This is a genomic window from Pseudomonas mucoides, from assembly GCF_015461845.1.
Classification (GTDB): Bacteria; Pseudomonadota; Gammaproteobacteria; order Pseudomonadales; family Pseudomonadaceae; genus Aquipseudomonas; species Aquipseudomonas mucoides.
Map to the genome: position 1 here is coordinate 1,441,273 of NZ_JACOPW010000001.1, position 26,825 is coordinate 1,468,097.

At 56.8% G+C, this 26,825-nt stretch carries 22 protein-coding genes; 9 read left to right on the plus strand and 13 right to left on the minus strand.

The features are described 5' to 3' along the window. Window positions 1-96: 96 nt before the first annotated feature. Entirely contained in the window at window positions 97-1,167 is a 1,071-nt protein-coding gene (locus H8F22_RS06810) for an AI-2E family transporter (RefSeq protein ID WP_027925532.1), read from the minus strand. Between the two features lie 31 nt (window positions 1,168-1,198). Beyond that, window positions 1,199-1,438 carry a sulfurtransferase TusA family protein gene (locus H8F22_RS06815; RefSeq protein WP_027925533.1) on the minus strand — a complete coding sequence of 80 codons (240 nt, stop codon included), beginning with the start codon at window positions 1,436-1,438 and terminating at the stop codon, window positions 1,199-1,201. Between the two features lie 98 nt (window positions 1,439-1,536). On the opposite strand from H8F22_RS06815, the gene H8F22_RS06820 reads away from it, so the two are divergent. Beyond that, window positions 1,537-2,970 carry a M48 family metalloprotease gene (locus H8F22_RS06820; protein ID WP_027925534.1) on the plus strand — a complete coding sequence of 478 codons (1,434 nt, stop codon included), beginning with the start codon at window positions 1,537-1,539 and terminating at the stop codon, window positions 2,968-2,970. 73 nt (window positions 2,971-3,043) lie between these two features. On the opposite strand, the gene H8F22_RS06825 is transcribed toward H8F22_RS06820, so the two are convergent. From H8F22_RS06825 to rpoE, 4 genes are all read right to left on the minus strand, one after another. Then, window positions 3,044-4,468, minus strand: a complete 1,425-nt coding sequence (locus H8F22_RS06825) for a DegQ family serine endoprotease (RefSeq protein WP_194939873.1) — start codon at window positions 4,466-4,468, stop codon at window positions 3,044-3,046. Window positions 4,469-4,650: 182 nt separating this feature from the next. Next, on the minus strand, window positions 4,651-5,607 hold the full coding sequence (locus tag H8F22_RS06830; RefSeq protein WP_027925536.1) for a MucB/RseB C-terminal domain-containing protein: 957 nt from the start codon (window positions 5,605-5,607) through the stop codon (window positions 4,651-4,653). Window positions 5,608-5,615: 8 nt separating this feature from the next. Continuing rightward, on the minus strand, window positions 5,616-6,203 hold the full coding sequence (locus H8F22_RS06835; protein WP_027925537.1) for a sigma-E factor negative regulatory protein: 588 nt from the start codon (window positions 6,201-6,203) through the stop codon (window positions 5,616-5,618). A 30-nt stretch (window positions 6,204-6,233) separates the two neighbouring features. Continuing rightward, complete coding sequence (gene rpoE / locus H8F22_RS06840; protein ID WP_007944079.1) at window positions 6,234-6,815, minus strand: RNA polymerase sigma factor RpoE; 582 nt, start codon at window positions 6,813-6,815, stop codon at window positions 6,234-6,236. Window positions 6,816-7,371: 556 nt separating this feature from the next. Between rpoE and nadB the strand changes: the two genes are divergently transcribed. After that, a complete protein-coding gene (gene nadB, locus H8F22_RS06845) occupies window positions 7,372-8,988 on the plus strand; it encodes an L-aspartate oxidase (protein WP_059181469.1) in 1,617 nt (538 codons plus the stop codon). Here nadB and H8F22_RS06850 read toward each other — a convergent pair. Both H8F22_RS06850 and H8F22_RS06855 read right to left on the minus strand, forming a co-directional pair. Continuing rightward, complete coding sequence (locus tag H8F22_RS06850; protein WP_059181470.1) at window positions 8,957-9,409, minus strand: protein YgfX; 453 nt, start codon at window positions 9,407-9,409, stop codon at window positions 8,957-8,959. The two genes, nadB and H8F22_RS06850, sit on opposite strands and share 32 nt — an antisense overlap. Then, window positions 9,393-9,647: an FAD assembly factor SdhE gene (locus tag H8F22_RS06855; protein WP_007944081.1), complete on the minus strand. Its 255-nt coding sequence runs from the start codon at window positions 9,645-9,647 to the stop codon at window positions 9,393-9,395. Before H8F22_RS06855 ends, H8F22_RS06850 begins: the two co-directional genes overlap by 17 nt. Window positions 9,648-9,796: 149 nt before the next feature. Between H8F22_RS06855 and ygfZ the strand changes: the two genes are divergently transcribed. Together ygfZ and H8F22_RS06865 are read left to right on the plus strand one after the other, a co-directional pair. Beyond that, on the plus strand, window positions 9,797-10,738 hold the full coding sequence (ygfZ, locus tag H8F22_RS06860) for a CAF17-like 4Fe-4S cluster assembly/insertion protein YgfZ (RefSeq protein WP_027925541.1): 942 nt from the start codon (window positions 9,797-9,799) through the stop codon (window positions 10,736-10,738). Window positions 10,739-10,772: 34 nt separating this feature from the next. After that, entirely contained in the window at window positions 10,773-11,594 is an 822-nt protein-coding gene (locus tag H8F22_RS06865) for an HDOD domain-containing protein (RefSeq protein ID WP_027925542.1), read from the plus strand. A 115-nt stretch (window positions 11,595-11,709) separates the two neighbouring features. Here the strand turns inward: H8F22_RS06865 and H8F22_RS06870 are convergent, their stop codons facing one another. Together H8F22_RS06870 and H8F22_RS06875 are read right to left on the minus strand one after the other, a co-directional pair. Continuing rightward, window positions 11,710-13,098 (minus strand): sensor histidine kinase, encoded by a 1,389-nt coding sequence (locus tag H8F22_RS06870; RefSeq protein ID WP_027925543.1) that lies wholly within the window; start codon window positions 13,096-13,098, stop codon window positions 11,710-11,712. Continuing rightward, complete coding sequence (locus H8F22_RS06875) at window positions 13,091-13,762, minus strand: response regulator (RefSeq protein WP_007944085.1); 672 nt, start codon at window positions 13,760-13,762, stop codon at window positions 13,091-13,093. Before H8F22_RS06875 ends, H8F22_RS06870 begins: the two co-directional genes overlap by 8 nt. Window positions 13,763-14,156: 394 nt before the next feature. On the opposite strand from H8F22_RS06875, the gene H8F22_RS06880 reads away from it, so the two are divergent. Genes H8F22_RS06880 through H8F22_RS06895 form a run of 4 tightly spaced genes read left to right on the plus strand, consistent with a single transcriptional unit; the run spans window position 14,157 to window position 18,200 of the window. Further along, window positions 14,157-15,134: a Bug family tripartite tricarboxylate transporter substrate binding protein gene (locus H8F22_RS06880; RefSeq protein WP_027925544.1), complete on the plus strand. Its 978-nt coding sequence runs from the start codon at window positions 14,157-14,159 to the stop codon at window positions 15,132-15,134. 58 nt (window positions 15,135-15,192) lie between these two features. After that, a complete protein-coding gene (locus tag H8F22_RS06885) occupies window positions 15,193-15,651 on the plus strand; it encodes a tripartite tricarboxylate transporter TctB family protein (RefSeq protein WP_027925545.1) in 459 nt (152 codons plus the stop codon). 1 nt (window position 15,652) lies between these two features. Next, window positions 15,653-17,167 carry a tripartite tricarboxylate transporter permease gene (locus H8F22_RS06890; protein ID WP_027925546.1) on the plus strand — a complete coding sequence of 505 codons (1,515 nt, stop codon included), beginning with the start codon at window positions 15,653-15,655 and terminating at the stop codon, window positions 17,165-17,167. Continuing rightward, window positions 17,160-18,200 (plus strand): AbrB family transcriptional regulator, encoded by a 1,041-nt coding sequence (locus H8F22_RS06895; RefSeq protein WP_027925547.1) that lies wholly within the window; start codon window positions 17,160-17,162, stop codon window positions 18,198-18,200. The genes H8F22_RS06890 and H8F22_RS06895 overlap by 8 nt, the downstream gene beginning before the upstream one ends. Before the next feature lie 94 nt (window positions 18,201-18,294). Here the strand turns inward: H8F22_RS06895 and ung are convergent, their stop codons facing one another. Beyond that, window positions 18,295-18,987 carry a uracil-DNA glycosylase gene (gene ung, locus H8F22_RS06900; RefSeq protein ID WP_027925548.1) on the minus strand — a complete coding sequence of 231 codons (693 nt, stop codon included), beginning with the start codon at window positions 18,985-18,987 and terminating at the stop codon, window positions 18,295-18,297. 132 nt (window positions 18,988-19,119) lie between these two features. Here ung and H8F22_RS06905 point away from each other — a divergent pair, with 132 nt between their 5' ends. Then, window positions 19,120-20,232: an enoyl-CoA hydratase/isomerase family protein gene (locus H8F22_RS06905; protein WP_027925549.1), complete on the plus strand. Its 1,113-nt coding sequence runs from the start codon at window positions 19,120-19,122 to the stop codon at window positions 20,230-20,232. A gap of 123 nt (window positions 20,233-20,355) precedes the next feature. Here the strand turns inward: H8F22_RS06905 and H8F22_RS32950 are convergent, their stop codons facing one another. Both H8F22_RS32950 and H8F22_RS06915 read right to left on the minus strand, forming a co-directional pair. Beyond that, window positions 20,356-25,947 carry a calcium-binding protein gene (locus H8F22_RS32950; protein ID WP_194939874.1) on the minus strand — a complete coding sequence of 1,864 codons (5,592 nt, stop codon included), beginning with the start codon at window positions 25,945-25,947 and terminating at the stop codon, window positions 20,356-20,358. A gap of 2 nt (window positions 25,948-25,949) precedes the next feature. After that, entirely contained in the window at window positions 25,950-26,807 is an 858-nt protein-coding gene (locus H8F22_RS06915) for a hypothetical protein (RefSeq protein WP_027925551.1), read from the minus strand. Window positions 26,808-26,825 lie beyond the last annotated feature (18 nt).

Below are 26,825 nucleotides of genomic sequence, written 5' to 3' on the forward strand. Positions count from 1 at the left end.
CGACGCTATCGCGAGCAAGCTCGGCCCCACAGGTATCGTGATATTCCTGTGGGACTGAGCTTGCTCGGGATGGAGGCCATCAGCCTCACTGTAGTACTAAAGCAGCGGCGCGACTTCTGGCTCCTTGCGCGGCCACGCATCCAGCACGGCCTTGAACAGCGTCGCCAGCGGAATCGCAAAAAACACCCCCCAGAATCCCCACAACCCGCCAAACAACAGCACCGCGCAAATGATCGCGACCGGGTGCAGGTTGACCGCCTCCGAGAACAGCAATGGCACCAGCACGTTGCCGTCCAGCGTCTGAATGATCCCGTAGACCGCCATCAAATAGATGAACTGATCGCTCCAGCCCCACTGGAACAGAGCAATCAGCATGACCGGCACGGTCACTACCACAGCGCCGACGTAAGGCACCACCACCGACACGCCCACCAGCAAGGCCAGCAGCGCGGCGTAGTTAAGCCCCAGCACGACAAAACCGATGTAGGTCACACCGCCGCAGATGAAGATCTCGATGACCTTGCCGCGAATGTAATTGGCAATCTGCCGATTCATTTCATGAGCGACGCGGGTGATCAACGCCCGTTCACGGGGCAGATAACCGCGCACCCACTGGCCGATCATCTCCCGGTCCTTGAGGAAGAAGAACACCAGGATCGGCACCAGAACGAGGTAGATCATGATGTTCACCAGCAACGGCAGACTCGACAACGAGAACGTCAGCGCCCACTGGCCGAATTTGCCGATCTCGCCCCGTGCCACTTCGATGGCCTGCAATACCTGCTCATCGGACACCAGATGCGGATAGCGCTCGGGCAGCAGCAATAACAGCGACTGCCACTTGGCGAGCATGCCGGGCAACTCGTTGAACAGCGTAATCAGCTGATGCCACAGCAGCGGCACCAGGACAATCATGAAGACCAGCAGCGCCCCCATGAACAGTGTGAACACCAGCCCCACCGCCACGCCACCGGGCATGCGCAAACGTTCGAGGGTGGCCACCAGGCCATGCATGAGGTACGCCAGCACCATCCCGGCCAGTACCGGCGCGAGCATGCCGCCCAAGGTGAGCACGGCGGTGAATGCCAGCACCAGCAGCACCGCCAGCACCACGGCTTCTTCATCGGAAAAGTAGCGCTGAATCCAGTCGCGTAACACCTTGAACATCAATATTCCTTAAAAACGAACGCAGCAGGTTTCAGGCTTTTTTTAACCAGTAGCGGTAAACACCCGCCTCATCTTCTTCGCGAAGCAGCGTATGACCGGCCAATCGGGCAAAGGTGCGGAAGTCACGCTGCGAACCCGCATCCGTGGCGATTACCTTGAGCACCGCGCCGCTGGCCAGGCGATTGAGCTCCAGCTTGGCCTTGAGCAAGGGCAACGGACAATTCAGGCCGCTGGCGTCCAGTTCGACGTCATGCTCTACAGCGTCGGTCATTGTTTCACTCCGAGTCAGGTGGTTGAGTTGCCTAGAATATCTGGTCCCAAGCCCAGTGTCCGGCTACAGTAAGGTCTTTGTCGACTAAGGCTTTGTGCATGACTTTTTTGCGCCCTACCCTGCTGACGCTCGCTTGCCTGCTTGCCTCACCGGGCTTTGCCGACGACCTGCCGTCACTCGGCGACGCCAGTTCTGCCATCGTCTCGCCACAACAGGAACACCAGTTGGGCCGTGCGTGGCTGGCGCTGTTGCGCAGCCAGGTGGCGCAGCTCAACGATCCGCAGCTCAAGGATTACGTCGAATCCAGCGTTTACCGACTGGTGGAGACCAGCCAGGTCAATGACCGGCGCCTGGAGTTCATCCTGATCAACAGCCCGCAGCTCAACGCCTTTGCGGCGCCGGGCGGGATTGTCGGGGTCAACGGCGGCTTGTTCCTCAATGCGCAGACCGAGGGTGAATACGCCTCGGTACTGGCTCACGAATTGGCTCACTTGTCGCAACGCCACTTTGCCCGTGGCATTGAAGCCCAGCAACGCATGCAAGTGCCGATGATGGCCGCCCTGCTGGCCGGGATCGTGATTGCGGCGGCCGGTGCCGGCGATGCCGGGATCGCGGCCATTGCGAGTACGCAAGCGGCGGCGATCCAGGAACAGCGACGCTTCTCGCGTCAGAACGAACAGGAAGCCGACCGCATCGGCATCGTCAATCTGGAAAAAGCCGGTTACGACCCGCGCTCGATGCCGACCATGTTCGAGCGCTTGGGGCGCCAGTACCGCTTCGACGCCAAGCCACCGGAATTCCTGCTGACTCACCCGGTCACCGAATCGCGGATCGCCGACACCCGCAACCGCGCCGAACAGGCTCCGCAGGGCGGCATCGAGGACACCCTGCGTTATCAGCTGATTCGCGCGCGCGTCCAGTTGTTCTACGAAGAAACCCCTGGCCTGGGCGCCAAGCGCTTCCGTGCCCTGCTTGAAGAAAACCCGAAAAACGATGTCGCGCGCTATGGCCTGGCCATCGCCCAGATCAAGGGGGGTCAGTTGAATGAAGCTCGGGAGAACCTCAAGCCTCTGCTGGCCAAGGCGCCGAACGAGATCATCTATAACCTGGCGGAAGTCGATCTGGACATCACCAACAATCGCCTGCCGGATGCTCAATCACGCGTCGACCGGTTGCTCACGCAATACCCCGGCAACTATCCGCTGAATCAGGTGCGTGTCGATCTGCTGCTGAAACAGAACCGCACCGCCGATGCTGAAAAGGCATTGGAAGGCCTGCTCAAGTCACGCCCGGACGATCCTGACGTGTGGTATCAGGTGGCCGAGACTCGCGGCCTTTCCGGCAACATCATCGGCCTGCATCAAGCTCGCGCGGAGTACTTTGCATTGGTCGGCGACTATCGTCAGGCCATTCAGCAACTGGACTTCGCCAAGCGTAAGGCTGGCAGCAACTTCCCGTTGTCTTCGCGTATCGATGCACGTCAGCGTGAGTTGATGGAGCAGGAGCGCATGATCAAGGACATGATGGGCTGACGGCCTGGCTGCAAATTCCGGGCACAAAAAAACGCCTCTTTCGAGGCGTTTTTTTATTCAGCCAACAACCGGCTTATTCAGCCAGTTTGAAGGTGATGAAGCTGGCACGACCTTGACGCAGAACCCGCATCGATACCGATCGGTTCTTCGGCAGCGCCTTGGCAATCTCGGTGAACTCCTTGCTGGAGCTGATGGCCTGGTTGTTCAGGTGAGTGATGATGTCACCTGGTTGCAAGCCAATCAGCGAGGCAGGACCGTCCTGAACTTCCTTGATCACCACACCACCTTTGAGGTCGTAGGTTTTCTTCTGCTCATCAGACAGTTCGGCGACGGCGACACCCAAACGATTGCTGCTGATTTCAACGCCCGACTTAGGCATCGAATCCAGTTCTTTGCCTTCGTCAGGAATCGCGCCGACCGTCAGTTCGACGTTCTTGCGTTTGCCTTCGCGAATCACTTCAAGATTGGCCTTGGCGCCCGCTTTCAGTGCGCCTACCAGATGTGGCAAATCGGCCGACATGACGATCGGCTGACCGTTCATGCTCAGGATCACGTCGCCCACTTGCAGGCCACCCTTGGCTGCCGGGCCATCGTCCTGGATCTGAGCGACCAGCGCACCGGCCGGTTTCTCAAGACCAAACGACTCGGCCAGGTCCTTGTTCACTTCCTGAATCACCACACCCAACCAGCCACGGCTGACTTTGCCACCGTCTTTGAGCTGATTGGAAACATCCATGGCAACATCGATAGGGATCGCGAACGATACGCCCATGAAGCCCCCGGAGCGGGTGTAGATCTGCGAGTTGATCCCGACCACTTCGCCATTAAGGTTGAACAGCGGGCCACCCGAGTTACCCGGGTTGATCGGCACGTCGGTCTGGATGAACGGCACATAGTTTTCGTTTGGCAGGCTACGCCCGATGGCGCTGACGATGCCTTGGGTCACGGTGTGGTCGAAACCGAACGGCGAACCGATGGCAACCACCCACTGACCGGCTTTCAGGTCCTGGGATTTGCCGAGTTTAAGCACTGGCAGGCCCTTGCCTTCAATCTTCAGCAGCGCCACGTCGGAACGTGGATCAGTGCCGACCAGCTTGGCTTTCAGCTCACTGCGATCAGCAAGACGCACGAGGATTTCATCCGCATCGGCAATCACATGGTTGTTGGTCAGGATGTAGCCATCAGGCGAAATGATGAAGCCAGAACCCAAGGACTGGGCTTCACGCTGGCGATCACCACGAGGCGAACGCGGTTGAGGCATGCCCCTCTCGAAGAACTGGCGCAGCTGTGGCGGCAGGTCTTCAAGGTCCGGCATTTGCCCGGACACTTTGCGGTCCGGCAGTTTCTGGGTGGTACTGATGTTCACCACGGCAGGCGAGGCCTGCTCGACCAACTGGGTGAAATCAGGCAGTTCGACCGCTTGCGCAGTGACCGCCTGACCGAGTACCAGCACGGTGGCAACAATGGAAAGGTAAGACTTCAAGCGTGGTATCGACATACGGCTCCCGTTACGACGAGCATGGTTAAGCGATATGGAGCAAGGAACACCGGGAACAATACGCCGGTATTTTTGTTCCGGGAACAACAAAACAAGGCCAGAGCCGTGAGGCTCTGACCTATAGAAAAATTCAGGTTTTTTTGCAAATTGAAATGCTCACCAAACATTTCGGTAATGACCCACTACTTGGTTGCGGTGGCATCGGTGCGCATGGACAGCGCAATCCGTTCTGCGGTGCCTATCGGGATCTCTCCGACCACGGTCACCATCACTTCGCCCTGAGGCGTGGTCAGACGGCGGGATACAGCAACGGTGGGGCCCAATTGTGTGCGAGTGTCCGTCACGGTTGCGCCATTCAACGGTTCAAGGAAAACCGAGAAACGCGCCAGGCCATCGTCATACATCAGACTGTTGACCTGTGTTTTGGTCTCCGGATCTTTGCGAGCACTGCTGCTGGTCAACTCAAAACCGGGTGGTAGCCAGTCCGAATGCCACACCTGAGCGACCTTAATGGCGGAAGCCTTGTCACTGTCGAGGGTGACAGCCTTGCAATCATCACCCGCCTGCAAGTCTTTGTCAGACGGCACGTCAGCGGTATCCAGTTGTGTGAACTGGAATCGCTCCAGCAACTGCCCTTTGTCATTGAGCAACAATGACTTGAGTGGCAGACCGGTTTCTTTGTCCAGATGGAGCTCAAAACCGTATCGATGCTGATCACGTGGTGTCAGCGAAATAATCACTGCCGCACGCCCAGCCACACGCGACTTGCCGATGACGGCAAGGTCATACCAATTCTTTAACTTTTGTGGATCCAGTGCACGAGCAGCGGTATTGGGTGAATCCCCCAATCCTGCTATCAGGGTGCCGCTGACGCATTGAGTATGCCCATCAATGCGCACGACTTCCTGTGCGGAGCCGTCGAGCTGGAGTAAACGCTCTCGGACTTTGCCATCCTGGACGCGATGCCAGATGTTATGGGTAGAAAAACTACCGTTACGCTCGTAAACGAAAGTACCGTGAAAGCTTTGCTGTTGCTCGGCCTGGCCCAGACGGGTCAACCAGTCCTGGGCTTCATCAGCGTGGGCTGGTACGACAAACCAGCCTGCGAGCAGAAGCGAAAGTAGAGGTATGGCGCGCATGATCCTCCTTAGCGGTTTTCCAGGCTTGCTGCACGAGCATAAGGCAGAGCACTTTCAGTGCCTTTCAATGCAGCTTGTTGAGCATGTTGGCGCAAGTAGCTTGGCAGACGCTGATCGTGCCAGCCTGGCTGACCTTGCAATACACCGTTGGCCATAGGGCCAGTGGCATCCGAACTCTCATTGTAGCCTGCCAATACAGCTGGACCCTTGACCTGAGGAACGGCCAGACCCGGTTGATTGGATTGCTGAGCCAGTTCGACACCAGCGATCTCGTCCTGGTTGTACAAACGAACGCCGGCCAGTACAGCCAGTGTGACCGAAGCGGCTACTGCCAGGCGACCCAGGCTGCGCCATGGACCACGGGAGGCTTTTGCCGGTACGGCTTCGTCGGCCAACGCAGCAGACACTGCCGCAGCGATATCCAGACGTGGAAGCAGCAAGTCCTTGTGCATGACTGCCCGAGCGATTTGGTAACGAGCCCAGGTTTCACGGGTTTCAACATCGTCAAAGGCATTTAATACCCGACGCAATTCCAGTTCGTCCGCTTCGTTATCCATCACTGCGGACAGCGATTCCTGCAGGGCTTCACGACTCATGGCGTTCCTCTCTTGGCTGTCGCCGCTGTCTCAGTTTTCCTGCAACAACGGCTGCAGGGCTTTATCGATGGCCTCCCGAGCGCGGAAAATCCGGGAGCGCACGGTACCCACCGGACATTGCATGACGGCTGCAATGTCCTCGTAACTCAGACCATCGAATTCACGTAAAGTTAAAGCCGTACGTAAATCTTCTGGCAGTTGCTGGATGGTCCGATGGACGGTGCCTTCGATCTCATCCCGCAGCAACGCTCGTTCTGGCGACTCGAGATCCTTGAGGCCATGATCGCCATCGTAGAACTCTGCATCCTCGGAACTGACATCGCTATCCGGCGGCCGACGGCCGCGCGAAACCAGATAGTTTTTCGCCGTGTTAATGGCGATGCGGTAAAGCCACGTATAAAACGCGCTGTCTCCGCGAAAATTCCCTAGGGCTCGGTATGCCTTGATAAAGGCTTCCTGCGCCACATCCTGGGCTTCATGGGTGTCGTGCACGAAACGCACGATCAACCCGAGAATTTTGTGCTGGTATTTCAGCACTAGCAGATCGAAAGCTCGCTTGTCGCCACGTTGAACGCGCTCGACCAGCTGCTGATCCTCTTCCTGGGTTAGCATGAACACTCCTCGATAAGCTCGGAGGAAGCTTGCATAACTAAACGACCAGACTTGCAAACATAGACTCGGGCTTTCCGCAAAAGTTCTCCCCCTCCAAGCAAGTTTCCTGCGGGCTCTGATTTGGCACGCACGAAAAGCGCAGCGCGGGTTACCGGCTGCGCGAATAATCTTGTCGTCGGATTCGCCAGCAAGGATCAAACTGCAGATCCTGCCCTGAAGCCGACACTGTCCCTTGAATCAGGCAACCGTCTATTGATCTTTGGCCTTTGGCAAAAGTTCCATTATTTAAAACCGGACGGCACCGACATTGTGAGACCGTGAGTAGAAAAATACTGTTAAATCCACGATACAGTCGCCTTGTCGTCGAACCGGTCAAAAAACCATCCGACGAAGCGTCGAGTATTTCCCGTCACAGTAGTTTCACAATGCCATATGCGCTCGGGTATTGTGCCGCTCCCCCCCTCTATATACTAGTGGGCTGTGTGGCCGACTTGACTCGCCGTTCCAGCAGTCTTGCGCCAACCCCGACCCGGGTCGCTTTGAGCGGAATCCTGAAATGAGCCAACAGTTTCAACACGATGTTCTGGTGATTGGCAGCGGCGCTGCCGGTTTGAGTCTTGCGCTGACCCTGCCCGGTCACTTGCGCATCGCGGTGCTGAGCAAAGGCGACCTCGCCAACGGCTCGACATTCTGGGCCCAGGGTGGCGTCGCTGCCGTACTGGATGACTCCGACACCGTTGAGTCCCATGTCGACGACACCCTCAATGCCGGCGGTGGCCTGTGCCATGAAGACGCCGTGCGCTTTACCGTCGAGCACAGTAAAGAAGCGATTCAATGGCTGATCGACCAAGGCGTGCCGTTTACCCGCGATGAACAATCCGGAACCGAAGACGGCGGGTTCGAGTTTCACCTGACCCGCGAAGGCGGCCATAGCCATCGGCGCATCATTCATGCCGCCGATGCCACCGGCGCTGCGATATTCAAAACGTTGCTGGCCCAGGCCAGACAACGGCCGAACATCGAATTGCTGGAACAGCGCGTCGCGGTGGACCTGATCACCGAAAAACGCCTCGGACTGGAAGGCGACCGCTGCCTCGGCGCCTACGTACTCAACCGCGGGACCGGCGAAGTCGACACCTACGGCGCACGTTTCGTCATCCTCGCGTCCGGTGGCGCAGCCAAAGTCTACCTCTATACCAGCAACCCCGACGGCGCCTGCGGAGATGGCATCGCCATGGCCTGGCGTTCCGGTTGCCGGGTGGCGAACCTGGAGTTCAACCAGTTTCACCCCACTTGCCTTTACCACCCGCAGGCAAAAAGCTTCCTGATCACCGAAGCCCTGCGTGGCGAAGGTGCGCACCTCAAACTGCCTAACGGCGAGCGTTTCATGCAGCGCTTCGACCCGCGCGCAGAATTGGCGCCACGGGACATCGTTGCCCGGGCCATCGACCATGAAATGAAGCGCCTGGGTATCGACTGCGTCTATCTGGACATCAGCCACAAACCCGAAGCGTTCATCAAGACGCACTTTCCGACGGTGTACGAACGCTGCCTCGAGTTTTCCATCGACATCACCAAGCAGCCGATCCCGGTGGTTCCGGCGGCGCACTACACCTGCGGCGGCGTGATGGTCGATCAGAACGGCCGCACCGACGTGCCGGGGCTGTATGCCATTGGCGAAACCAGTTTCACCGGTCTGCACGGCGCCAACCGCATGGCCAGTAACTCGCTGCTGGAGTGTTTCGTTTACGCCCGTTCGGCGGCGGCGGACATTCTTGAACAGTTGCCGCACGTATCGATCCCCGCCGCCCTGCCTATCTGGGATGCGAGCCAGGTCACCGATTCCGACGAAGACGTGATCATTGCGCACAACTGGGATGAACTGCGCCGATTCATGTGGGACTACGTCGGCATCGTGCGCACCAACAAACGCCTGCAACGAGCGCAACACCGCGTGCGGCTGCTGCTGGACGAGATCGACGAGTTCTACAGCAACTATAAGGTCAGCCGCGATTTGATCGAATTGCGCAACCTGGCCCAGGTGGCAGAACTGATGATCCAGTCCGCCATGGAACGCAAGGAAAGCCGGGGCCTGCATTACACCCTCGACTATCCGAATATGCTACCGGTTGCCTTGGACACTATTCTGGTGCCGCCCACCTACGTCGACTGAACGTCAATCGAACCCGCAGACGTCGGTGCACATCCGCCGCCTGCGAGTCGCGGGGTACGCAGATCGACCGGATACGTTGTTCGCCGCGCAGGCGAAACCGCAGCACCACGATCAACGGCAGCGCCAGGCTGTCCGGTCGCAACTGCACCGGCTGCCAACCCCGCGCCTGATTCCACAACTGCCAGCCTTCGGCATCGCGACGCAAGCCGCGATATGCCTGCGGATGTGTCAGCAGAATCTGACGGGGTAATACCCAAACGCCATGCGCCAGACAGCAGAAAGCGCCGAGCACACTGGCCCAGACCGGTATAGACAAAAGAAACAACGAGCCCAGCGCGAACAGCTGGGCCAGAAGATACGCCGCCAGCAACTGCCGTGAGGCATGCCAGCGGCATTCGAACGCATTACTTGGGCTGGACACGGTCCAGGATCATGCGAACCATGCGCTGAAGCTCCGGATCTTCCGATTCGGCGCGTTCCATGAACCAGCCGAACATGTCCTGATCTTCGCACTCGAGCAGCTTGCGGTAGCAATCGCGGTCGACATCGTTGAGGTGCGGGTAGACTTCTTTGACAAACGGCACCAGCAATACGTCCAGCTCAAGCATGCCGCGGCGGCTGTGCCAGTAGAGGCGATTCAGTTCAACATCTTCGACCATGGAGCGCTCCTCAAATAGGCGGCAAGTATACAGCCCCGCGCCTCGTCGAACAGTCGGCTTTGGTCGGGCACTGCCGACCTTTTGTGAACTACCCATTTCACGGGCGCCCCCTTATGATGTCCCCCAGACTCTTTACCCTGCGATGACCCATGGCCGATTCTGCTTTTTTCTGCACCCTGTCTCACGAAGGCGTTCTCGCGGTCCGCGGCGCGGATGCCGGCAAATTCCTGCAAGGCCAATTGACCTGCAACCTCAATTACCTCAGTGAAACCCAAGCCAGCCTGGGCGCGCGCTGTACGCAAAAAGGCCGGATGCAGTCGAGTTTCCGCATCCTGCTGGAAGGTGACGGCGTAGTGATGGCCATGGCCACCGAACTGCTGGAACCGCAACTGGCGGACCTGAAGAAGTACGCCGTGTTCTCCAAATCCAAATTGACCGACGAAAGCGCCGCCTGGGTCCGCTTCGGCCTTGATCATGGCGATGCCGCGCTGAGCAGCCTTGGCCTGGCGTTGCCGGCAGACACCGACAGTGTCGTGCGTCTCGAAGGCCTGATCGCCATCCGCGTCTCGCCGGATCGCGCGGAACTGTGGGTCGCCGCCGATCAGGCCGTCGCCATCAAGGGCAAGCTGTCCGCCCTGCTGGCCGAAGGCACTTTGAATCAATGGCTGCTGGGCCAGATCCGCGCAGGGATCGGTCAGGTCATGCCGCAAACACGAGAATTATTCATTCCGCAGATGCTCAACCTGCAAGCCGTCGGTGGTGTGAGCTTCAAGAAAGGCTGCTACACCGGTCAGGAAATCGTCGCGCGCATGCAGTACCTGGGCAAACTCAAGCGCCGCTTGTACCGTCTGACCCTGGACGCCAGCGAATTGCCCGCCCCCGGCACGCCGCTGTTTTCCCCGAGCCATGGCAGTTCCATCGGCGAAGTGGTGCTGGCGGCCAACGCGGAACAAAACATTGAACTCCTTGCCGTGCTGCAAGCCGAAGCTGCCGAGGGTGGCGACATTCATCTCGGCACCCTGGAAGGACCCGCCCTGAACTTGCTCGACCTGCCTTACTCACTGGACCGCGATCGCGAGATCCAGCGTTAACCGCAGCATTTGTGGCAACACCTAGAGAAACGAAATGAGCGATCTGGCGGAAAAGGTCCAACAGGATTTGGTTGAGGCCATCGATAACGATGACCTGGTTCTGCCAACGTTACCGGAAGTGGCCATGCAGATTCGCAAGGCCGCCGAAGACCCGGAAATCAGTGTCAGCACCCTGAGCAAAGTGATCGGCCGTGATACGGCGTTGTCGGCGCGCCTGATCAAAGTGGTCAACAGCCCACTGCTGCGCGCGACTCAAGAAGTTAACGACCTGCACACGGCGATCACGCGACTGGGCGTCAACTACAGCAGCAATCTGGCGATCGGTCTGGTGATGGAACAGATTTTCCACGCCCGCTCCGAGGTGGTGCAGCAGAAGATGCACGATGTCTGGCGCAAAAGCCTGGAGATCGCCGGGGTCAGCTATGCGCTGTGCCGCAGCTACACGCAACTCAAGCCCGACCAGGCCGCCCTCGGCGGTCTGGTGCATCAGATTGGCGTGTTGCCGATTCTGACCTACGCCGAAGATCACTATGAGCTGCTGTCCGACCCGGTCAGCCTCAACCATGTGATCGACCACATTCACCCCCTGATCGGCGACAAACTGCTCAGGGTTTGGGAGTTTCCGGAGAAACTGGTGATGGTTCCGGGACAATACCTGGACTTCAAGCGTGAATCCGAGCGGATTGATTATGTGGATCTGGTGCAAGTGGCCAGCCTGTATTGCCACAAGGACAGCGACCACCCGTTGGCCCGTTTCGACCTGACCAGCGTGCCTTCATTCAAGAAGCTTGGGATTGATCTGGAAAACGACGCGGTGATCAAGGATCTGGAAGAATCGCGGTCGATGTTTTACTAGTCGAGACCGCGTCGCCCCCCATCGCGAGCAGGCTCACTCCTACGCTGGATCTGCGCTGAACTGAAAATCCCCTGTAGAAGTGAGCCTGCTCGCGATGAGGCCATACCAAGCACCCTCACTCCCCGGCAATAAAACTCACTCGAACCTTCAACCCCTTCGTCTCGCCATCATGCAGACTGATCTGCGCCAGATGCGCGCGGCAGATCTCCCCCACAATCGCAAGCCCCAACCCAGACCCGGCGACCTGTTGATTACGCCGATAAAAGCGCTCAAACACCCGATCCCGCTCATCCACCGGAATCCCCGGCCCGTCATCCTCGACCTCCAGCACCGCCGGTGCCGTGACCCGCAGAATCACATTGCCGCCCGACGGCGTATGAGCCAATGCGTTATCCACCAGGTTACTCAGCAATTCGTTCAGCAACGTCGGCTCACCGCGCAGCCACACCGGCTCGTCCGCTTCGAGTGCCAGGGCCACGCCGCGCGCATGGGCCAACGGCGCCATGGCCATGCCCAACTCCCGGGCTAACTGACTCAAATCCAGCAACTGCGCGCCGCCCTCGGCAATGGCCCGTGCACCGTTTTCGACACGTGCCAACGACAGCAATTGATTGGCCAGATGCGTCAATCTGTCCGTGCCCTGGGCCGCCGTTTCCAGGGTACTGCGCCAGGTTTCCGGTTCACTCGCCCGCAGGCCAAGTTCCAGCCGCGCCTTGAGCGCTGCCAGCGGCGTACGCAGTTCATGGGCAGCATCGGCGATGAACTGCGCCTGGCGCTCGAACTGTCCGCGCAACCGCTCGGTAAAGTGATTGAGCGCGCGTACCAGCGGCCACAATTCGTGCTGCACTTCCACCAACGGCAATGGCCGCAGATCATCCGACTGGCGTTCTTCCACCGCCGTGCGCAAGCGCTCCAGCGGACGCAACGCCGCACTCACCGCGAACCACACCAGCAACAGCGCGCCAATCGCCAGCATGCCCAGCCGCAGTAGCGTATCCGCCGCCAGACTGCGCGCCATGCTGACCCGTGCTTCATCGGTTTCGGCCACGCGAATTTCCGCCATGCCATTCATGTTCGGCTCACTGACCGGCTTGAGCAGGCTGACCACCCGCACGTTCTGCCCGCGATAGGTGGCGTTGTAAAACCGTGCCAGCGCCGGGTAGTCATCGGTGCGCGGCGTTCCGGGCGGTGGCGCAGGAAGGTTTTCGTAACCGGAAATCAAGTTTTGGTGGATGTCATTGACCAGGTAAAAAATTCGCCCCTCACTGTCGTAGGCAAACGTATCCAGCGCCACGTAAGGCACGTCAGCACTGAGCGTGCCGTCACGCTGGGTGACACCCGCCGCAATGGTTCGCGCCGACGCCAGCAAGGTGCGGTCATACGCCGTGTCGGCCGCTTCGCGACCATTCCAGTACGCGCTCAAACCGCTGGCCAGCATTAACACCACCAGCAACAGCGCGAGGTTCCACAGCAACCGCCAGCGCAGGCTGCTGGGCTTATGCATCGCGGCTTTCCAGCAAGTAGCCAAGGCCACGGAACGTCACGATCGCGACCGGTTGGCCGTCGAGTTTTTTGCGCAAGCGATGCACGTAGATTTCGATGGCGTCAGGGCTGGCTTCTTCGTCCAGGCCGAACACCTGGGAGGCCAGTTGCTCTTTGCTCATCACCCGACCGGGCCGGGCGATCAACGCCTCGAGAACCGCCTGTTCGCGCGAAGTCAGGGTCAGCAATTCTTCACCGAGGGTGAAGCGCCGGGTGTCCAGATCATAGGCCAGCACGCCACAGCGCTGTTGACGCTCACCGCCCAGCACACTGCGGCGCAACAAGGCTTTGACCCGGGCTTCGAGTTCGGTCAGTTCAAAGGGTTTGGCGAGGTAATCGTCAGCGCCAAGGTTCAGGCCATGCACCCGATCCTTGACGTCGCTGCGCGCGGTCAGCATCAGCACCGGCAGGTTCTTCCCCCGAGAGCGCAAGCGCGCGAGCACTTCAAAACCGTCCATGCGCGGCAGGCCGACGTCGAGAATGGCCATGGCGTATTCCTCGCTGCTCAAGGCCAGGTCTGCGGCGACGCCATCGTGCAGCACATCCACGGTCAGCCCGGTGCTCTTGAGCGCCTGGGCGACACTTTCGGCCAACTGCAAATGGTCTTCGACGAGCAGAACGCGCATGGATCTTTACCTCATTCAGGGGATGGTCGACGCCATTCTTTGGCGCGGAGTTTACAGCCGCATCCGCTGCTGTGAAGCCCGAAAGCCGTGAAAGCCTGCTGAAAGGTTAGTGAAAGGTTGGGCCGTTAGAGTCGCACCACGGAGGGTTTCGACTGCCGGCCTTCCAGTCGTGCTTTGAAATGTAGCTCCCGAAAAACGCCATGACGCGTTTTCGCCAATAAGAACAATAAAACGAGGTACTGCACCATGCTGTCCACACAGCTTCAGGCTTGCCCGCCCCACCTTTTCTTCAGAATCCCGTCGTTGATGCTTGCCAGCGCCGTTGTCGGCTGCACGACGCGAAACCGCCGCACCTGAAACATCCCCAAAAACAAAAACTCCCGTGGAGACAATAATGAATCGATCACTGCGCCGTTTCGCCCTCGCCGCCAGCTGCATGCTGTTCGCCGGTCAATTGATGGCCGAACCCAAACGTCCGGAATGCATCGCCCCGGCCTCACCGGGCGGCGGTTTCGACCTCACCTGCAAACTGGCGCAGAGCGCGCTGGTCAACGAAAAACTGCTGACCAAACCGATGCGCGTGACCTACATGCCCGGCGGTGTCGGCGCTGTGGCCTACAACGCGGTGGTCGCTCAGCGCCCCGCCGATGCCGGCACGCTGGTGGCGTGGTCCAGCGGCTCTTTGCTGAACCTGGCCCAAGGCAAGTTCGGGCGTTTCGATGAAACCAACGTGCGTTGGCTGGCTGCCGTCGGTACCAGTTATGGCGCCATCGCGGTGAAAAGCGACTCGCCTTATAAAACCCTCGACGATCTGGTCAAGGCACTGAAAGAAGACCCGAGCAAAGTGGTGATCGGTTCCGGCGGCACCGTCGGCAGCCAGGACTGGATGCAAACCGCATTGATCGCCAAGGCCGCCGGGATCAACCCGCGTGACCTGCGTTACGTCGCCCTCGAAGGCGGCGGTGAAATCGCCACCGCCCTGCTCGGCGGCCACATTCAGGTCGGCAGCACCGACATCTCCGACTCCATGCCACACATCCTGAGCGGCGACATGCGCTTGCTGGCCGTGTTCGCCGAGAAGCGCCTGGACGAGCCGGAAATGAAAGACATCCCGACCGCCAAAGAGCAAGGCTACGACATCGTCTGGCCGGTGGTTCGCGGCTTCTACCTCGGGCCAAAGGTCAGCGACGAAGACTACGCCTGGTGGAAAGACGCTTTCGACAAGCTGCTGGCGTCCGAAGACTTCGCCAAGCTGCGCGATCAGCGTGAACTGTTCCCGTTCGCCATGACCGGCCCGGAGCTGGACACCTACGTGAAGAAGCAGGTTGCGGACTACAAAGTGCTGGCCAAAGAGTTCGGCCTGATCCAGTGATCGCCTCTGTCTAGCGGCCGCGGCCCCGTTTCGCGGGGCTGCGGCACAGGAGTTTCCCATGCTCTTACAACGCATTTTTGCTTCGGTGCTGTTGCTGGCCTGTGTTGGCCTGGCGCTGATGGCGTGGCCGTATCAAGCGGCTTTTTCCTACGAACCAGTGGGGCCGCGAGCCTTTCCGCTGCTGATGCTCGGGCTGATGGGCCTTGCGCTGCTGTACATGGTATTTCGTCCCGCACCGATCAAGCACGACGCTGACGAACCCCCGATGGACCGCGAGACCCTGAACAAAATCGGCATTTGCGTGGCGCTGTTGCTGGTGTTTGCCGGCACCTTCGAACCCCTTGGTTTCATCGTCGCCAGCATCCTGATCGGCATTCCGATGGCGCGCCTGTACGGCGGTCGCTGGGTGCCCAGCATTGTGATCATCACGCTAATGGCCGTCGGCCTTTACCTGCTGTTCGACAAGTTGATGGATGTCCCGCTGCCCTTGGGCGTGCTCGACGTTCTGGAGAACTGATATGGATACGCTTGGCTATTTGGGTCAGGGGTTCGGCGTCGCGCTGAGCCCGTACAACCTGGTGACCGCTTTGTGCGGCACCCTGATTGGCACCGTGGTCGGCCTGTTGCCGGGTCTGGGCCCGATCAACGGCGTGGCGCTGTTGATTCCGATCGCGTTTGCCCTGGGCCTGCCGCCGGAATCGGCATTGATCCTGCTGGCGGCGGTGTACCTGGGGTGCGAATACGGCGGGCGAATCAGCTCGATCCTGCTGAACATTCCCGGTGAAGCGTCCACCGTCATGACCACCCTCGACGGTTACCCGATGGCCCGTAAAGGCCTGGCCGGTGTCGCGCTGTCGTTGTCGGCATGGAGTTCGTTCATCGGTGCGTTCATTGCCACCTGTGGCATGGTGCTGTTCGCCCCGCTACTGGCGAAATGGGCGATTGCCTTTGGCCCGGCGGAGTATTTCGTGCTGATGGTATTCGCCATTGTCTGCCTTGGCGGCATGGCCGGTGACCGACCGTTGAAGACGTTTATTGCCGCGTTGATCGGCCTGTTTTTGTCGACCGTCGGCATCGATGCCAACAGCGGTGTGTACCGCTTCACCGGGGACAACATCCACCTGACCGACGGTATTCAATTTGTCGTGCTGGTGCTGGGGCTGTTCTCCATCAGTGAAATTCTCCTGCTGCTGGAAAAAACCCACCACGGTCAGGAAGCGGTGAAAGCCACCGGCCGCATGATGTTCAACTTCAAGGAAGCCTCGGCGGTGTTCGTGGTGAACATTCGTTGCGGTGTGCTGGGCTTCATCATGGGCGTGTTGCCGGGTGCCGGTGCGACCCTCGCCAGCGCCGTGGCCTACATGACCGAAAAACGTATTGCCGGCGCCAAAGGCACCTTCGGCCAGGGCGACATGCGTGGCCTGGCGGCACCGGAAACCGCCATCGGTGGCGCAGCATGCGGCGCACTGGTGCCGATGCTGACCCTCGGTGTTCCGGGTTCGGGCACCACGGCGGTGATGATCGGCGCCCTGTCGCTGTACAACATCACACCGGGGCCCCTGCTGTTCCAACAGCAACCCGACATCGTCTGGGGCCTGATCGCTTCGTTGTTCGTCGCCAACATCATGCTGGTGATCCTCAACATCCCGATGATCCGCATCTTCACCCGCATCCTCGCCGTGCCGAACTGGGCACTGGTGCCGGTGATCGCGATCATCACCGGGATCGGCGTCTACGCGGTACACGCCACCACGTTCGACCTGTTCCTGATGATCGGCATCGGCATCTTCGGCTACCTCCTGCGCAAGCTGGACTTCCCGTTGTCGCCCGTCCTGCTGGGTTTCATCCTTGGCGGATTGATGGAGCAGAACCTGCGTCGGGCGCTGTCGATCTCCAACGGTGCGCTGGAAATCCTCTGGTCGAGCCCGATCACGTTCGGTGTCTGGGTACTGACCGCGATCATGCTGTTGATGCCGATCGTGCGTATCTGGCGTAAACGTTCGGCTGCCCAACGCACGATCGCCGATGTCTGATCGAACACCGTTCAACGCCTGGTGGGGTACGCCGCTGGTCGGCGCGCTGGGCGGTTTCCTTGCCAGTCAGGTCGGCTGGCCGCTGCCGTGGATGGTCGGCTCGTTGCTGGCGATCATCCTCGTGCGCTGCCTGACGCCGTGGCAATTGGCGGAAATCCCTGGCGGCCGCAAGTGCGGCCAGTGGATTGTAGGAATCGGCATCGGTTTGCACTTCACCCCGGTGGTGATGGAGCAGGTGCTGAGTCATTTCGGTTTGATCTTCTTCGGTGCGCTGGTCACCAGCCTGTCGGCCGTGGTCGGCGTCTGGTTGATGCGCCGTACCGGCGAGGATCGCGCCACTGCCTTCTTTTCCAGCATGCCCGGCGGTTCCGGGGAAATGGTCAACCTCGGCGCGCGCAATGGCGCAGTACTCAGCCGTGTCGCGGCCGGACAAAGTCTGCGCGTGCTGGTGGTGGTGCTGTGTGTGCCGGCGGCGTTCAAGTATCTGTTGGGGGACGGTGCGCCGGTTGCTCATCCGACAGCCGTCAATGGGTGGTGGCTGGCCCTTTTGTTCCCGGCAGGCGCCTTGGCGGCGTGGCTCTGGGAGCGTCTTCGTCAACCCAATCCGTGGCTGTTCGGGCCGTTGCTGGTGAGTGCAGCGGTGAGCATCGGTTGGGATTTGCACATCGGTTTGCCCCACGGCGGCAGTCAGATTGGCCAATGGCTGATCGGCAGCGGCCTGGGCTGTCACTTCAACCGACAGTTTTTCCGGCGGGCGCCTTCGTTCATGGGACGTACCTTGATAGGCACGGTGTTGACCATGTTGATCGCCACGGCGGCGGCGCTGGGGTTGAGTGCGTTGACCCATCTGGATCTGCGTTCGCTGACTTTGGGCATGATGCCCGGCGGGATTGCGGAGATGAGCCTGACGGCAGAGACGCTGCAATTGTCGGTGCCGCTGGTGACGGCGATGCAGGTGATGCGGTTGTTGTTTGTGCTGTTTCTGGCGGAGCCGTTGTTCAAGTATTGGAACCGGATGCCCGAGTCCTCTTGAGACCGAGGTGCCGCCATCGCGAGCAAGCTCGCTCCCACACTGGATCTTCAGCGTTCACAAAAACCCTGTGGGAGCGAGCTTGCTCGCGATGCTTTTAGAGTGGCGGCAACCGCCACTCAATCGGCGTCTCGCCATTCTGCTCAAGAAACTTGTTGGTCCGGCTGAAGTGCCCACAGCCCAGGAATCCGCGATACGCGGACAACGGCGACGGATGCACCGACGTCAGCACCAGGTGCTTGGTCGCGTCGATCAGCTTCTGCTTGCTCTGGGCATGCGCGCCCCACAGCATGAACACCAGATGCGGCTGCTGCTCGCTGACAACCTCGATGATCCGGTCGGTGAAAAACTGCCAGCCCTTATCCTTGTGCGCATTGGCATTGGCGCGCTCGACCGTCATGGTGGTGTTAAGCATCAGCACGCCCTGGTCGGCCCAGCTCTGCAAGTAGCCATGGCTGGGAATATCGATGTTCAGGTCGCGCTTCAACTCTTTATAGATGTTCACCAACGACGGCGGTGCCGGGACGCCCGGTTGCACCGAGAAGCAAAGACCATGGGCCTGGCCCGGGCCGTGGTAGGGATCCTGACCGAGGATGACGACCTTGACCTTGTCCAGCGGCGTGGAGTTGAGTGCGTTGAAGATCATCGGGCCCGGAGGATAGATCTCCTTGCCTGCCGCACGCTCCTGTTGCAGGAATTCACGCAACTGCGCCATATAGGGCTGGTCGAATTCGGCACGCAGTGCCTCCTTCCAGCTCGGTTCGAGTTTGATACGGTCGTCAGCAGTCATGGTTACATCCGGCAAAAACAATGGGGCGAACCCTAGGAAAGCCCATCACGCTTGTCAATTGATCTGACGCACATCCGGCACTTTCCTCAACAGCGATCATACTGAACGCTCAAATTCCCGATCGAGGTCACGATGAATCTGCACTTCGAAGAACTCACCGGCACCGACGGCGCGCGCATCGGCATCGCCAGCCTCGATGCCGAAAAGTCCCTCAACGCCCTGTCCTTGCCGATGATCAACGCCCTGAGCGATCGAATGGACACCTGGGCCAAGGACCCGCAAATCGTCTGCGTGTTACTGCGCGGCAACGGCGCCAAGGCCTTCTGTGCGGGCGGTGAAGTGCGCAGCCTGGTGGAAGCCTGTCGTGCGCATCCCGGAGAGGTGCCGCCCCTGGCCGCGCACTTCTTTGCGGCGGAATATCGCCTGGACTTCAAACTGCACACCTACCCGAAACCGTTGATCTGCTGGGGCCATGGTTATGTGCTCGGAGGCGGGATGGGGTTGTTGCAAGGCGCGAGCATCCGGATTGTCACGCCGAGCAGTCGGCTGGCGATGCCCGAGATCAGCATTGGCCTGTACCCGGACGTTGGCGCCAGTTGGTTCCTCTCGCGACTGCCCGGCAAACTCGGCCTGTTTCTGGGCCTGACCGGCGCCCATATGAACGGACGCGATGCCATCGACCTGGACCTCGCCGACCGCTTCCTGCTGGATGAACAGCAAGAGGAATTGATCCAAGGGTTGCTGCAGCTGAACTGGCAGGAGCAAACGCCGATGCAACTCAACAGTTTGCTCAAGGCCTTGCAGCAGGAAGCGGTTGCACAAATGCCCGAAGCCCAGTGGTTGCCACGGCGCCAGCACATCGATGAACTGCTGGATGTCAGTGATGTGAGTTGCGCCTGGAAAGCCATCAGCCTGCAACGCGACAGCGCCGATCCGTTACTCAGCCGTGCCGCAAAAACCCTGAGCGAAGGCTCGCCGCTGACCGCGCACTTGGTCTGGGAGCAAATCATCCGGGCCCGGCATATGTCTCTGGCTCAGGTTTTCCAGATGGAATACACCCTGAGCCTCAACTGCTGCCGTCATCCGGAATTCAGCGAGGGTGTGCGGGCACGGTTGATTGATAAGGACCAGAAACCGCATTGGCATTGGCCAGACATCAATAATGTGCCGGGTGCGGTGGTGGATGCGCACTTTCAGAAGGCTTGGGAAGGTCGGCATCCGCTGGCGGATTTATCCGAATACTAAAATGCTGGCGTTGTCCGCGATAGCCATATTAAAGGAGGCTATCGCGGGCGGCTTTAATTCAAGATCAAGTCGCTTGGTACGATCTAGCTAATAATCACTGCCTGTTTTTTTTCGGGGCTGTAGCTAAATTTTAAGCCCATAAAATTCAGCTATTTCCTTGGTCGCCTCCAAAACCCCCTCCTCACCACGTAGAAATATATCGTCCATATCCCTTAGCGGGGGTAGAGGATGTAGAAGCCCAACCAATTGATCAGCGGTGTAGTCCTGAGTGGTTCTATCCATTCCTTGAGTTCTTACAAAACTTATCGCGGAGTCACCGCCTAAAAAATGATTGGCCACTCGTATCTTCGGAGCCACACCATAATTCACCACTACGACGAGATCGTTATTATCGCGATGAAATTTCAACTGATGAATGGATGCACCAAAGTCTGTAAAATCGATTCCATCCATACCGCCAGACGCATTAACAATTAAATCTCTTCCAAGCCCCTCATACTTGTAAATATCATTACCCGCGCCGCCGTTTAAAGTGTCGTTACCAGGCCCTCCCCACAGGATATCGTCCTCTGCACCACCCGAGATCACGTCATCCCCCTGCATGCCCCGCATATCTCCATTACCGCTCAAAGTATCATTACCTTGACCGCCAACAAGGGGGAGTTTTTTATCATCCCTAAGGGAGACAAACTCCGGCGCATTATCGATAAAAACACCGTGGCGATAAGTATCAGGCGCGGGACCCAATTCACCATTACTTATAAGGCGTTCCAGACTGATGTCTGACCCATCTGCGAACTTCACAACTTCAATGCCAGAACCGCCGAGATCACTAGCATTCGGCAATACAATGCGAACTTGTTGATCTTTACTCCAAGAGATATCAAGTGTCGAATACAGCATCTGTCCACGGGGTGGATTGCGATAGGTGTCGGGTTTGGGGTTTGGCGCCAACTCAATATTAACCGCCTCAACTAACACAGCACCCCAGCTTAACTGCAACTGCTCAAGCGTTACCCCTTCAGGAAATCTAATGGTGTCCGTATCGTCTAATCCGAACTCAGCTTTCCACTCGGCAACGCCCACTTCTGGACGAAGAAAAACAGGGCTTAAAATATCCGCAACAATAGTAGTCGCTCCACTATGCGCGGCTATTATATAAGTATCTGGACCATTTCCTCCGTAAAGCCAATCATGCCCTGAGCCACTGATCAAATAATCTTGGCCCTCTGATCCGAGCAGCGTATCGTTTCCTGCCCCGCCTGACAAAAACGCACCGGACATCCTATCCTCATACTCTCGATAAAAAATATTGGGAGCCTCATAAGTAACCACCAAGTCGTCACCTGTTCCACCATGAAAAATATTACCGGCTTCGAGATTTACCCTGCCACCCTCATCATCGCCTTGAACAATTTGGTGAGTGATAGATTCAGTCGTCACATCCCAAATGAATTTCTTATAACTCAACTCACTACCTTCGAAGCTTCCAGGTGGATACACATACCAACCTTGAATGAAACCAGTCGCGCTTTTATGCTCGACAATAACTTCCCCAGCACTTAAAGAAAAACCACCATGGCTTGAGCCGGAGGGGTAATACTGTGGCTCTTGTTTTGGCTTGTATTTCATACCGCCTACTACAGGGAGTCTGGACTCAGCATGGGACGTTGCACTTGAAGTTCTTTCGCTAATTACCGCCCTCCCAGAAACCAGACTCATTCGCTCCGGGGTCTCTGACAATGATCCTGCCTGGAAGCGTTCAACAATTATGTTAGTTTTTTCGTGGTAGCTGTAGTCGTCATCAACGATATGATTTTTGCTCCAGGCACCCTGAGAATTCAGCACAAAACCCGATGCTAGTATGAATGCCGAGCGGCGCTTTTTCATATTCACCAGAAACTCTTCGCTCCACAATTTACTAGCTTCAGCTTCAACTCGTGGAATATCAACCACAGCATTATTGGCATCCTCCGCCCCATTGGTTTTTTCTTTATCTCCTAATTGCGACTTAATATGAGTATTATTTGGAGCCCCAATGACGCTGTCGTCTACACCTTGCACCACAAACGTTTCCGCCAAGGACGAAACATCTGTCGGGCCATGGACTATTTTCATAACGTCCTGAAAACTTAAAACAGAACCGTCACTAAAACTGAACGATGAATATTGCCATTTATCGTAACCACGAATCAGAACAGCATCACCCAGCCCGTTAAAAATTCGTAATACCGGACCAACATCTACAACAATGATGTCAGCTTTTAAATTACCCACAGTAAATCCAGGGTCGAACTTTATGACGTTGTTTCCGCCTGCATCAGCAATAACATCGAGCCCATCACTAATGCCAAAATGATAGGTATCATCGCCGTCTTCCCCATCCAAATAGTCGTTGCCGCGGCCTCCTTTATATACGTTATTACCGGAACCACCGCGAAGGTAATCTGCACCTGCACCACCATACAAAGTGTCGTTTCCGCCACCGCCTATTAGGGTGTCATTTCCTGAACCGCCATCAAGATAGTCCGCTCCGTGCTCTGTTTCGGGTGTTTGCTCATAATCACCCAGCAAGAAGTCATCATCGGCACCACCGTGAAGCGTGTCGGCGCCTAAGCCTCCCCAGAGCGTATCGTTTCCAGCGTCACCTCGAATGTAGTCATTATTGGTTAGTCCGGCTGGCTGGCTGTGCTCGTCTCCATCCAAGGCGTCATTCCCTTCGCCCCCTATCAGCGTGTCGGAGCCCCCCATGCCTCGAAGCGTGTCATCACCAGTACCGCCATCTAGAAAATCATTACCTTGGTATCGAGCCGGGTGATCGGAGTAATCCCCGGATAAAACATCGTTGCCGGCGCCGCCATAAAGAGAATCATCAGCACCGCCACCTTGTAGAGTGTCGTCACCTGCACCACCATCCAGAAAATCATTACCGAAGTAATTTGCTGCGTTACCCTCAACACCCTGCAAAACAAAGTCATCGCCGGTCAGCTCATCGTTACCGAGACCGCCGTACAACACATCGCTACCACCATTACCGGCCAGGGAATCATTACCATCGCCCCCCTCCAACAAATCGTTGCCGTGGTGCCGACTTTGCAGACCGCCTCCCCAATCCAGGTTGTCACCCAACAAAATGTCGTTATCGTTGCCACCATGAAGAGTGTCATTCCCCCCATCGCCACTCAAAACATCATTTTCAGTTCCACCATCGAGTAAATCATCGCCCCAGCCGCCGTTGATAAAGTCACTGCCTCCCTGACCAAAAAGAACGTCATTGCCACCTCCCGCAGGAGCGCTGAGAGAGGCACGGGCAAAGACGTTACGCTTGCTAACGACACCTTCACCAATGGGGACATCAATCCTTTTGAAATTCCAGGTTTTTTCCAGCATCCCGGTCACATCATCACCGGATAAATTGTCATCGCCAGCTCCTCCCATGAGCGTATCTGGACCGTCGCCACCGAGCAGCACGTCTCGGGACTCAGTGCCCACGAGTAGATCCTCACCCTGCCCCCCATCAAGCCAATCGCCACGACTTGCCTTTCCGGGACCAGCTCCAGCAGCCATCGCTTGTTCGATTGTTAACGGCTGATCTGCAAACAACCGGTCATTTCCGGCTTTACCAAATAGCTGATCGGAGCCACCAAGCCCGATTAGGACGTCGTCGTTCGTCGATCCGTGAAGCACATCTGCCTTATTTCTCTGCTTCACCTTACGCACGATAACGTTGCCCAATTCATCATGAGCGAGCTGATCACCGGGAACAGTGGGGTCGGTGTCTTTTGCTTTCCAGTCGCCCACGACGGTTAGACCAGGCCCTGAAAAGTCCTGGCTTTGGTAATCCGGGAGAAGGATGCCCAACATGCCAGGCGTGAAGTGTTTAATAAAAACCAGATCATTCCGGCCGTATTTGATATGGAGCGTTTTTTCAGAAAGCTCTTCGATGACAGTTAAAGCGATAGCCCCATCTTCCGTAACCCAAGTATTGCTCAGAGGACCACTACGCTTAAGGGCAGGAATAGGTAAACCATTTATAAGTATCTGGCCATCAACGTCAAAGTCGGAAATCTGATCGACGCCATCACCACTCGAAAACTCGTATCGATCACTGCCAACGCCTCCAATCAGAATATCGTTACCTTGACCGCCGACTAATACATCATCCCCAGACATACCGCGTAGCACGTCTCTGCCATCTCCGCCTTTTAACCAATCACGCCCCTGACCACCTTCAATGTAATCATTTCCTTCGAGGCCGATGATCGTGTCATTACCCAAGCCACCATAGAGATGGTCGCTATTGGGGCCGCCGCTGAGCGAACGACTTCCATCATCACCAAACATCACCAGAGGATTTGAAACCCCGGTAGTCATAGACACTTGTTTACCTGATTGAAGATCCGAGTAGGAATGGGCCTGAATCGTGTTTTCTCCGAATGATCCGTTGGTCCTGGCTATCAAGCGACCTAACATATCCGCGCGATCAACCAGCCATCGTTCGGTGATAAAGCCTTCGCCGGTTTTAGAGTCGTAGAGTTCTAGTCCCCTCCCTGAAAAACCGTCAATTCTTTCAATGACTATTTCACTCAAGTATTTCAGGGAATTCCGTAGCGCCATCCCGGCAGGCGACTCCTGGGCCGCTAGTGTTCCCCAATCAGAAGCGCTGCCATATTCTCTAATTGCCCTGGCAACAATATTTTGAGATTGGCTCGGTGATAAAGACGAGAAAAACGCATGGGCGTTTGCGGCAAATGTTGCATCTGTAGTGAGTGACGCTGAAGAAACACCATCATAGGTTAGTTTGAACATATCAAGGAAGGCATTCACCCCATACCTTAATATCAAATCCACCGCGGATGAAATAGGTGTACCTTTGATAATAGACTGGATGAACGGATTATAACTTCGACTGCTGCGCGCAATATTTATCTGCTCAGGCACAACTGAAAACAGGCTCTCAAATGCATTCCAACCAAAATTTTTGGCCACTGCTTCAAGCGCTACATTGTAGGAATCGATGGCGAACAAGATATTCTTAAAATCATCCAGCCTATTAACTCTCGCCAGTTCGTGTCTTCCTTTTATTTCCGAGTCGGGATCACCTGCCGAAATCAATCGCCACGTTTCATAGGGATATTCCCCGCCCAACAGACTAAAGCCAATTGTGCCAGACCATCCAGCGTTGCGACTTGCAGCGGTGTCTTTTTCCGCTCCTTCCTGAGGAAACAGTATTTTACCGATGGCGCTTGCATCGATGGAAGCGATTTGGTCAATTGCAGGCACGGTCCACGGTGCCAAGTTGAATTCAATTGATCCGTACAGCAAAGTATTCATGAAGTTGACGGCCACCTGGTTCGATGACTCCTGCATCAATTCTTCACTAAACATTTTATTCAGTCGCAACTGTCCTTGCCGCACTGTGTAAGCACGGATCAACGCTGAATAAGCACCGTTCCCTCCGTTCGCATCGATCGCCACATCAAGCCACAACTTAGCACTCTTGAAAACCTTCTTGACACTCTCATCAAAAACCACAAAACCAGAAAGCTTTTCACCAATCATATCTGACAATGTTTGATAAAAGGGCTCACAGTTCGTACTCACCACCGCAACTGCCTTATACTCTTTATCATGCAGATCGAACTTCATTCCGGTGCATACACTGACAGCATCAATAATTTTTTCTTTCTCTTCAGCATTAAAAACATAACTCATCATTACTTCCCTGTAATTATGGCACTCGAAAGATATTCACTAATAAATTTAAGCGCTGCAGGAGCAACACGCAGCGACCGCGTCCCTAGATGAACACGAGCGTCTCCACCTGCAAAATCGAAATTATGCAACCCCACTGTGCAACGGGTATTTAACTGACCAAAATCCAGGTTTTCCAGTTGTGATTTATTAAACGTTAACAAAACCTCTCTGCTGAACCCACTTTCCAAAACTTCGCTAGATGGAGAACCCAAACCATCACATGCAATCACTCGTGGAGTTCCATCACTTCGGCGCCAATCGCGCATTATAAAACCGCTTACCGCGAATTCATTTTCAACACTAGGAGGGGGAGCATTGAGCCAGAGTTCCAGACCGGGATAATTCTTGAGCTTCACAATAAGCTCTTCTGGCCATTCCTTGGTCTGACGTCCCATGTTAATTGGCTCGGTGGACTCTGTCCTTGTGTACAACCTGGCAGCCAAACTAAAATACCTCCAATGGGATAACGGCTCGTTCCCGAGGTCCTGATAAGTGGGGCGAAGTTCAGTGCCAGTCCACCAGAAGTCTCCTTCCAGGAGCGTTGCAATGCACTGGCCATTCCTTGTGGCAGAACCGAAATGGAACCCCGGTATTTTAGCTATATCAAGAAGGCTTCCTCCCAATATTGGAACATGCTCCATACCCGCTAGTTTTTGATTGCATTTCTTTGATATCTCTCGGCTACGATCTTGCTCCTCCGCCATGCGCTCCGATTCAACATAACAACTCACCAACCAAGAACAAAGAACCACAACCAAACCGTACTTGATTATGGTTTTACACCACCAATATGCATCCTTGCGAATCACCTTATACATTTCAAACTCCATTTAAAA

Excerpts from the sequence above, each read along its gene's own strand:
- H8F22_RS06815 (WP_027925533.1), bottom strand. The coding sequence starts at position 1,438 with ATGACCGACGCTGTAGAGCATGACGTCGAACTGGACGCCAGCGGCCTG.
- H8F22_RS06855 (WP_007944081.1), bottom strand. The coding sequence starts at position 9,647 with ATGGTCGAAGATGTTGAACTGAATCGCCTCTACTGGCACAGCCGCCGC.
- ygfZ (WP_027925541.1), top strand. The coding sequence starts at position 9,797 with ATGGCCGATTCTGCTTTTTTCTGCACCCTGTCTCACGAAGGCGTTCTC.
- ung (WP_027925548.1), bottom strand. The coding sequence starts at position 18,987 with ATGACTGCTGACGACCGTATCAAACTCGAACCGAGCTGGAAGGAGGCA.
- H8F22_RS06915 (WP_027925551.1), bottom strand. The coding sequence starts at position 26,807 with ATGTATAAGGTGATTCGCAAGGATGCATATTGGTGGTGTAAAACCATA.
- H8F22_RS06905 (WP_027925549.1), top strand. The coding sequence starts at position 19,120 with ATGAATCTGCACTTCGAAGAACTCACCGGCACCGACGGCGCGCGCATC.
- H8F22_RS06830 (WP_027925536.1), bottom strand. The coding sequence starts at position 5,607 with ATGCGCGCCATACCTCTACTTTCGCTTCTGCTCGCAGGCTGGTTTGTC.
- nadB (WP_059181469.1), top strand. The coding sequence starts at position 7,372 with ATGAGCCAACAGTTTCAACACGATGTTCTGGTGATTGGCAGCGGCGCT.
- H8F22_RS06875 (WP_007944085.1), bottom strand. The coding sequence starts at position 13,762 with ATGCGCGTTCTGCTCGTCGAAGACCATTTGCAGTTGGCCGAAAGTGTC.
- H8F22_RS06880 (WP_027925544.1), top strand. The coding sequence starts at position 14,157 with ATGAATCGATCACTGCGCCGTTTCGCCCTCGCCGCCAGCTGCATGCTG.
- H8F22_RS32950 (WP_194939874.1), bottom strand. The coding sequence starts at position 25,947 with ATGAGTTATGTTTTTAATGCTGAAGAGAAAGAAAAAATTATTGATGCT.
- H8F22_RS06825 (WP_194939873.1), bottom strand. The coding sequence starts at position 4,468 with ATGTCGATACCACGCTTGAAGTCTTACCTTTCCATTGTTGCCACCGTG.
- H8F22_RS06870 (WP_027925543.1), bottom strand. The coding sequence starts at position 13,098 with ATGCATAAGCCCAGCAGCCTGCGCTGGCGGTTGCTGTGGAACCTCGCG.
- H8F22_RS06810 (WP_027925532.1), bottom strand. The coding sequence starts at position 1,167 with ATGTTCAAGGTGTTACGCGACTGGATTCAGCGCTACTTTTCCGATGAA.
- H8F22_RS06835 (WP_027925537.1), bottom strand. The coding sequence starts at position 6,203 with ATGAGTCGTGAAGCCCTGCAGGAATCGCTGTCCGCAGTGATGGATAAC.
- H8F22_RS06820 (WP_027925534.1), top strand. The coding sequence starts at position 1,537 with ATGACTTTTTTGCGCCCTACCCTGCTGACGCTCGCTTGCCTGCTTGCC.
- H8F22_RS06865 (WP_027925542.1), top strand. The coding sequence starts at position 10,773 with ATGAGCGATCTGGCGGAAAAGGTCCAACAGGATTTGGTTGAGGCCATC.
- H8F22_RS06885 (WP_027925545.1), top strand. The coding sequence starts at position 15,193 with ATGCTCTTACAACGCATTTTTGCTTCGGTGCTGTTGCTGGCCTGTGTT.
- rpoE (WP_007944079.1), bottom strand. The coding sequence starts at position 6,815 with ATGCTAACCCAGGAAGAGGATCAGCAGCTGGTCGAGCGCGTTCAACGT.
- H8F22_RS06895 (WP_027925547.1), top strand. The coding sequence starts at position 17,160 with ATGTCTGATCGAACACCGTTCAACGCCTGGTGGGGTACGCCGCTGGTC.
- H8F22_RS06890 (WP_027925546.1), top strand. The coding sequence starts at position 15,653 with ATGGATACGCTTGGCTATTTGGGTCAGGGGTTCGGCGTCGCGCTGAGC.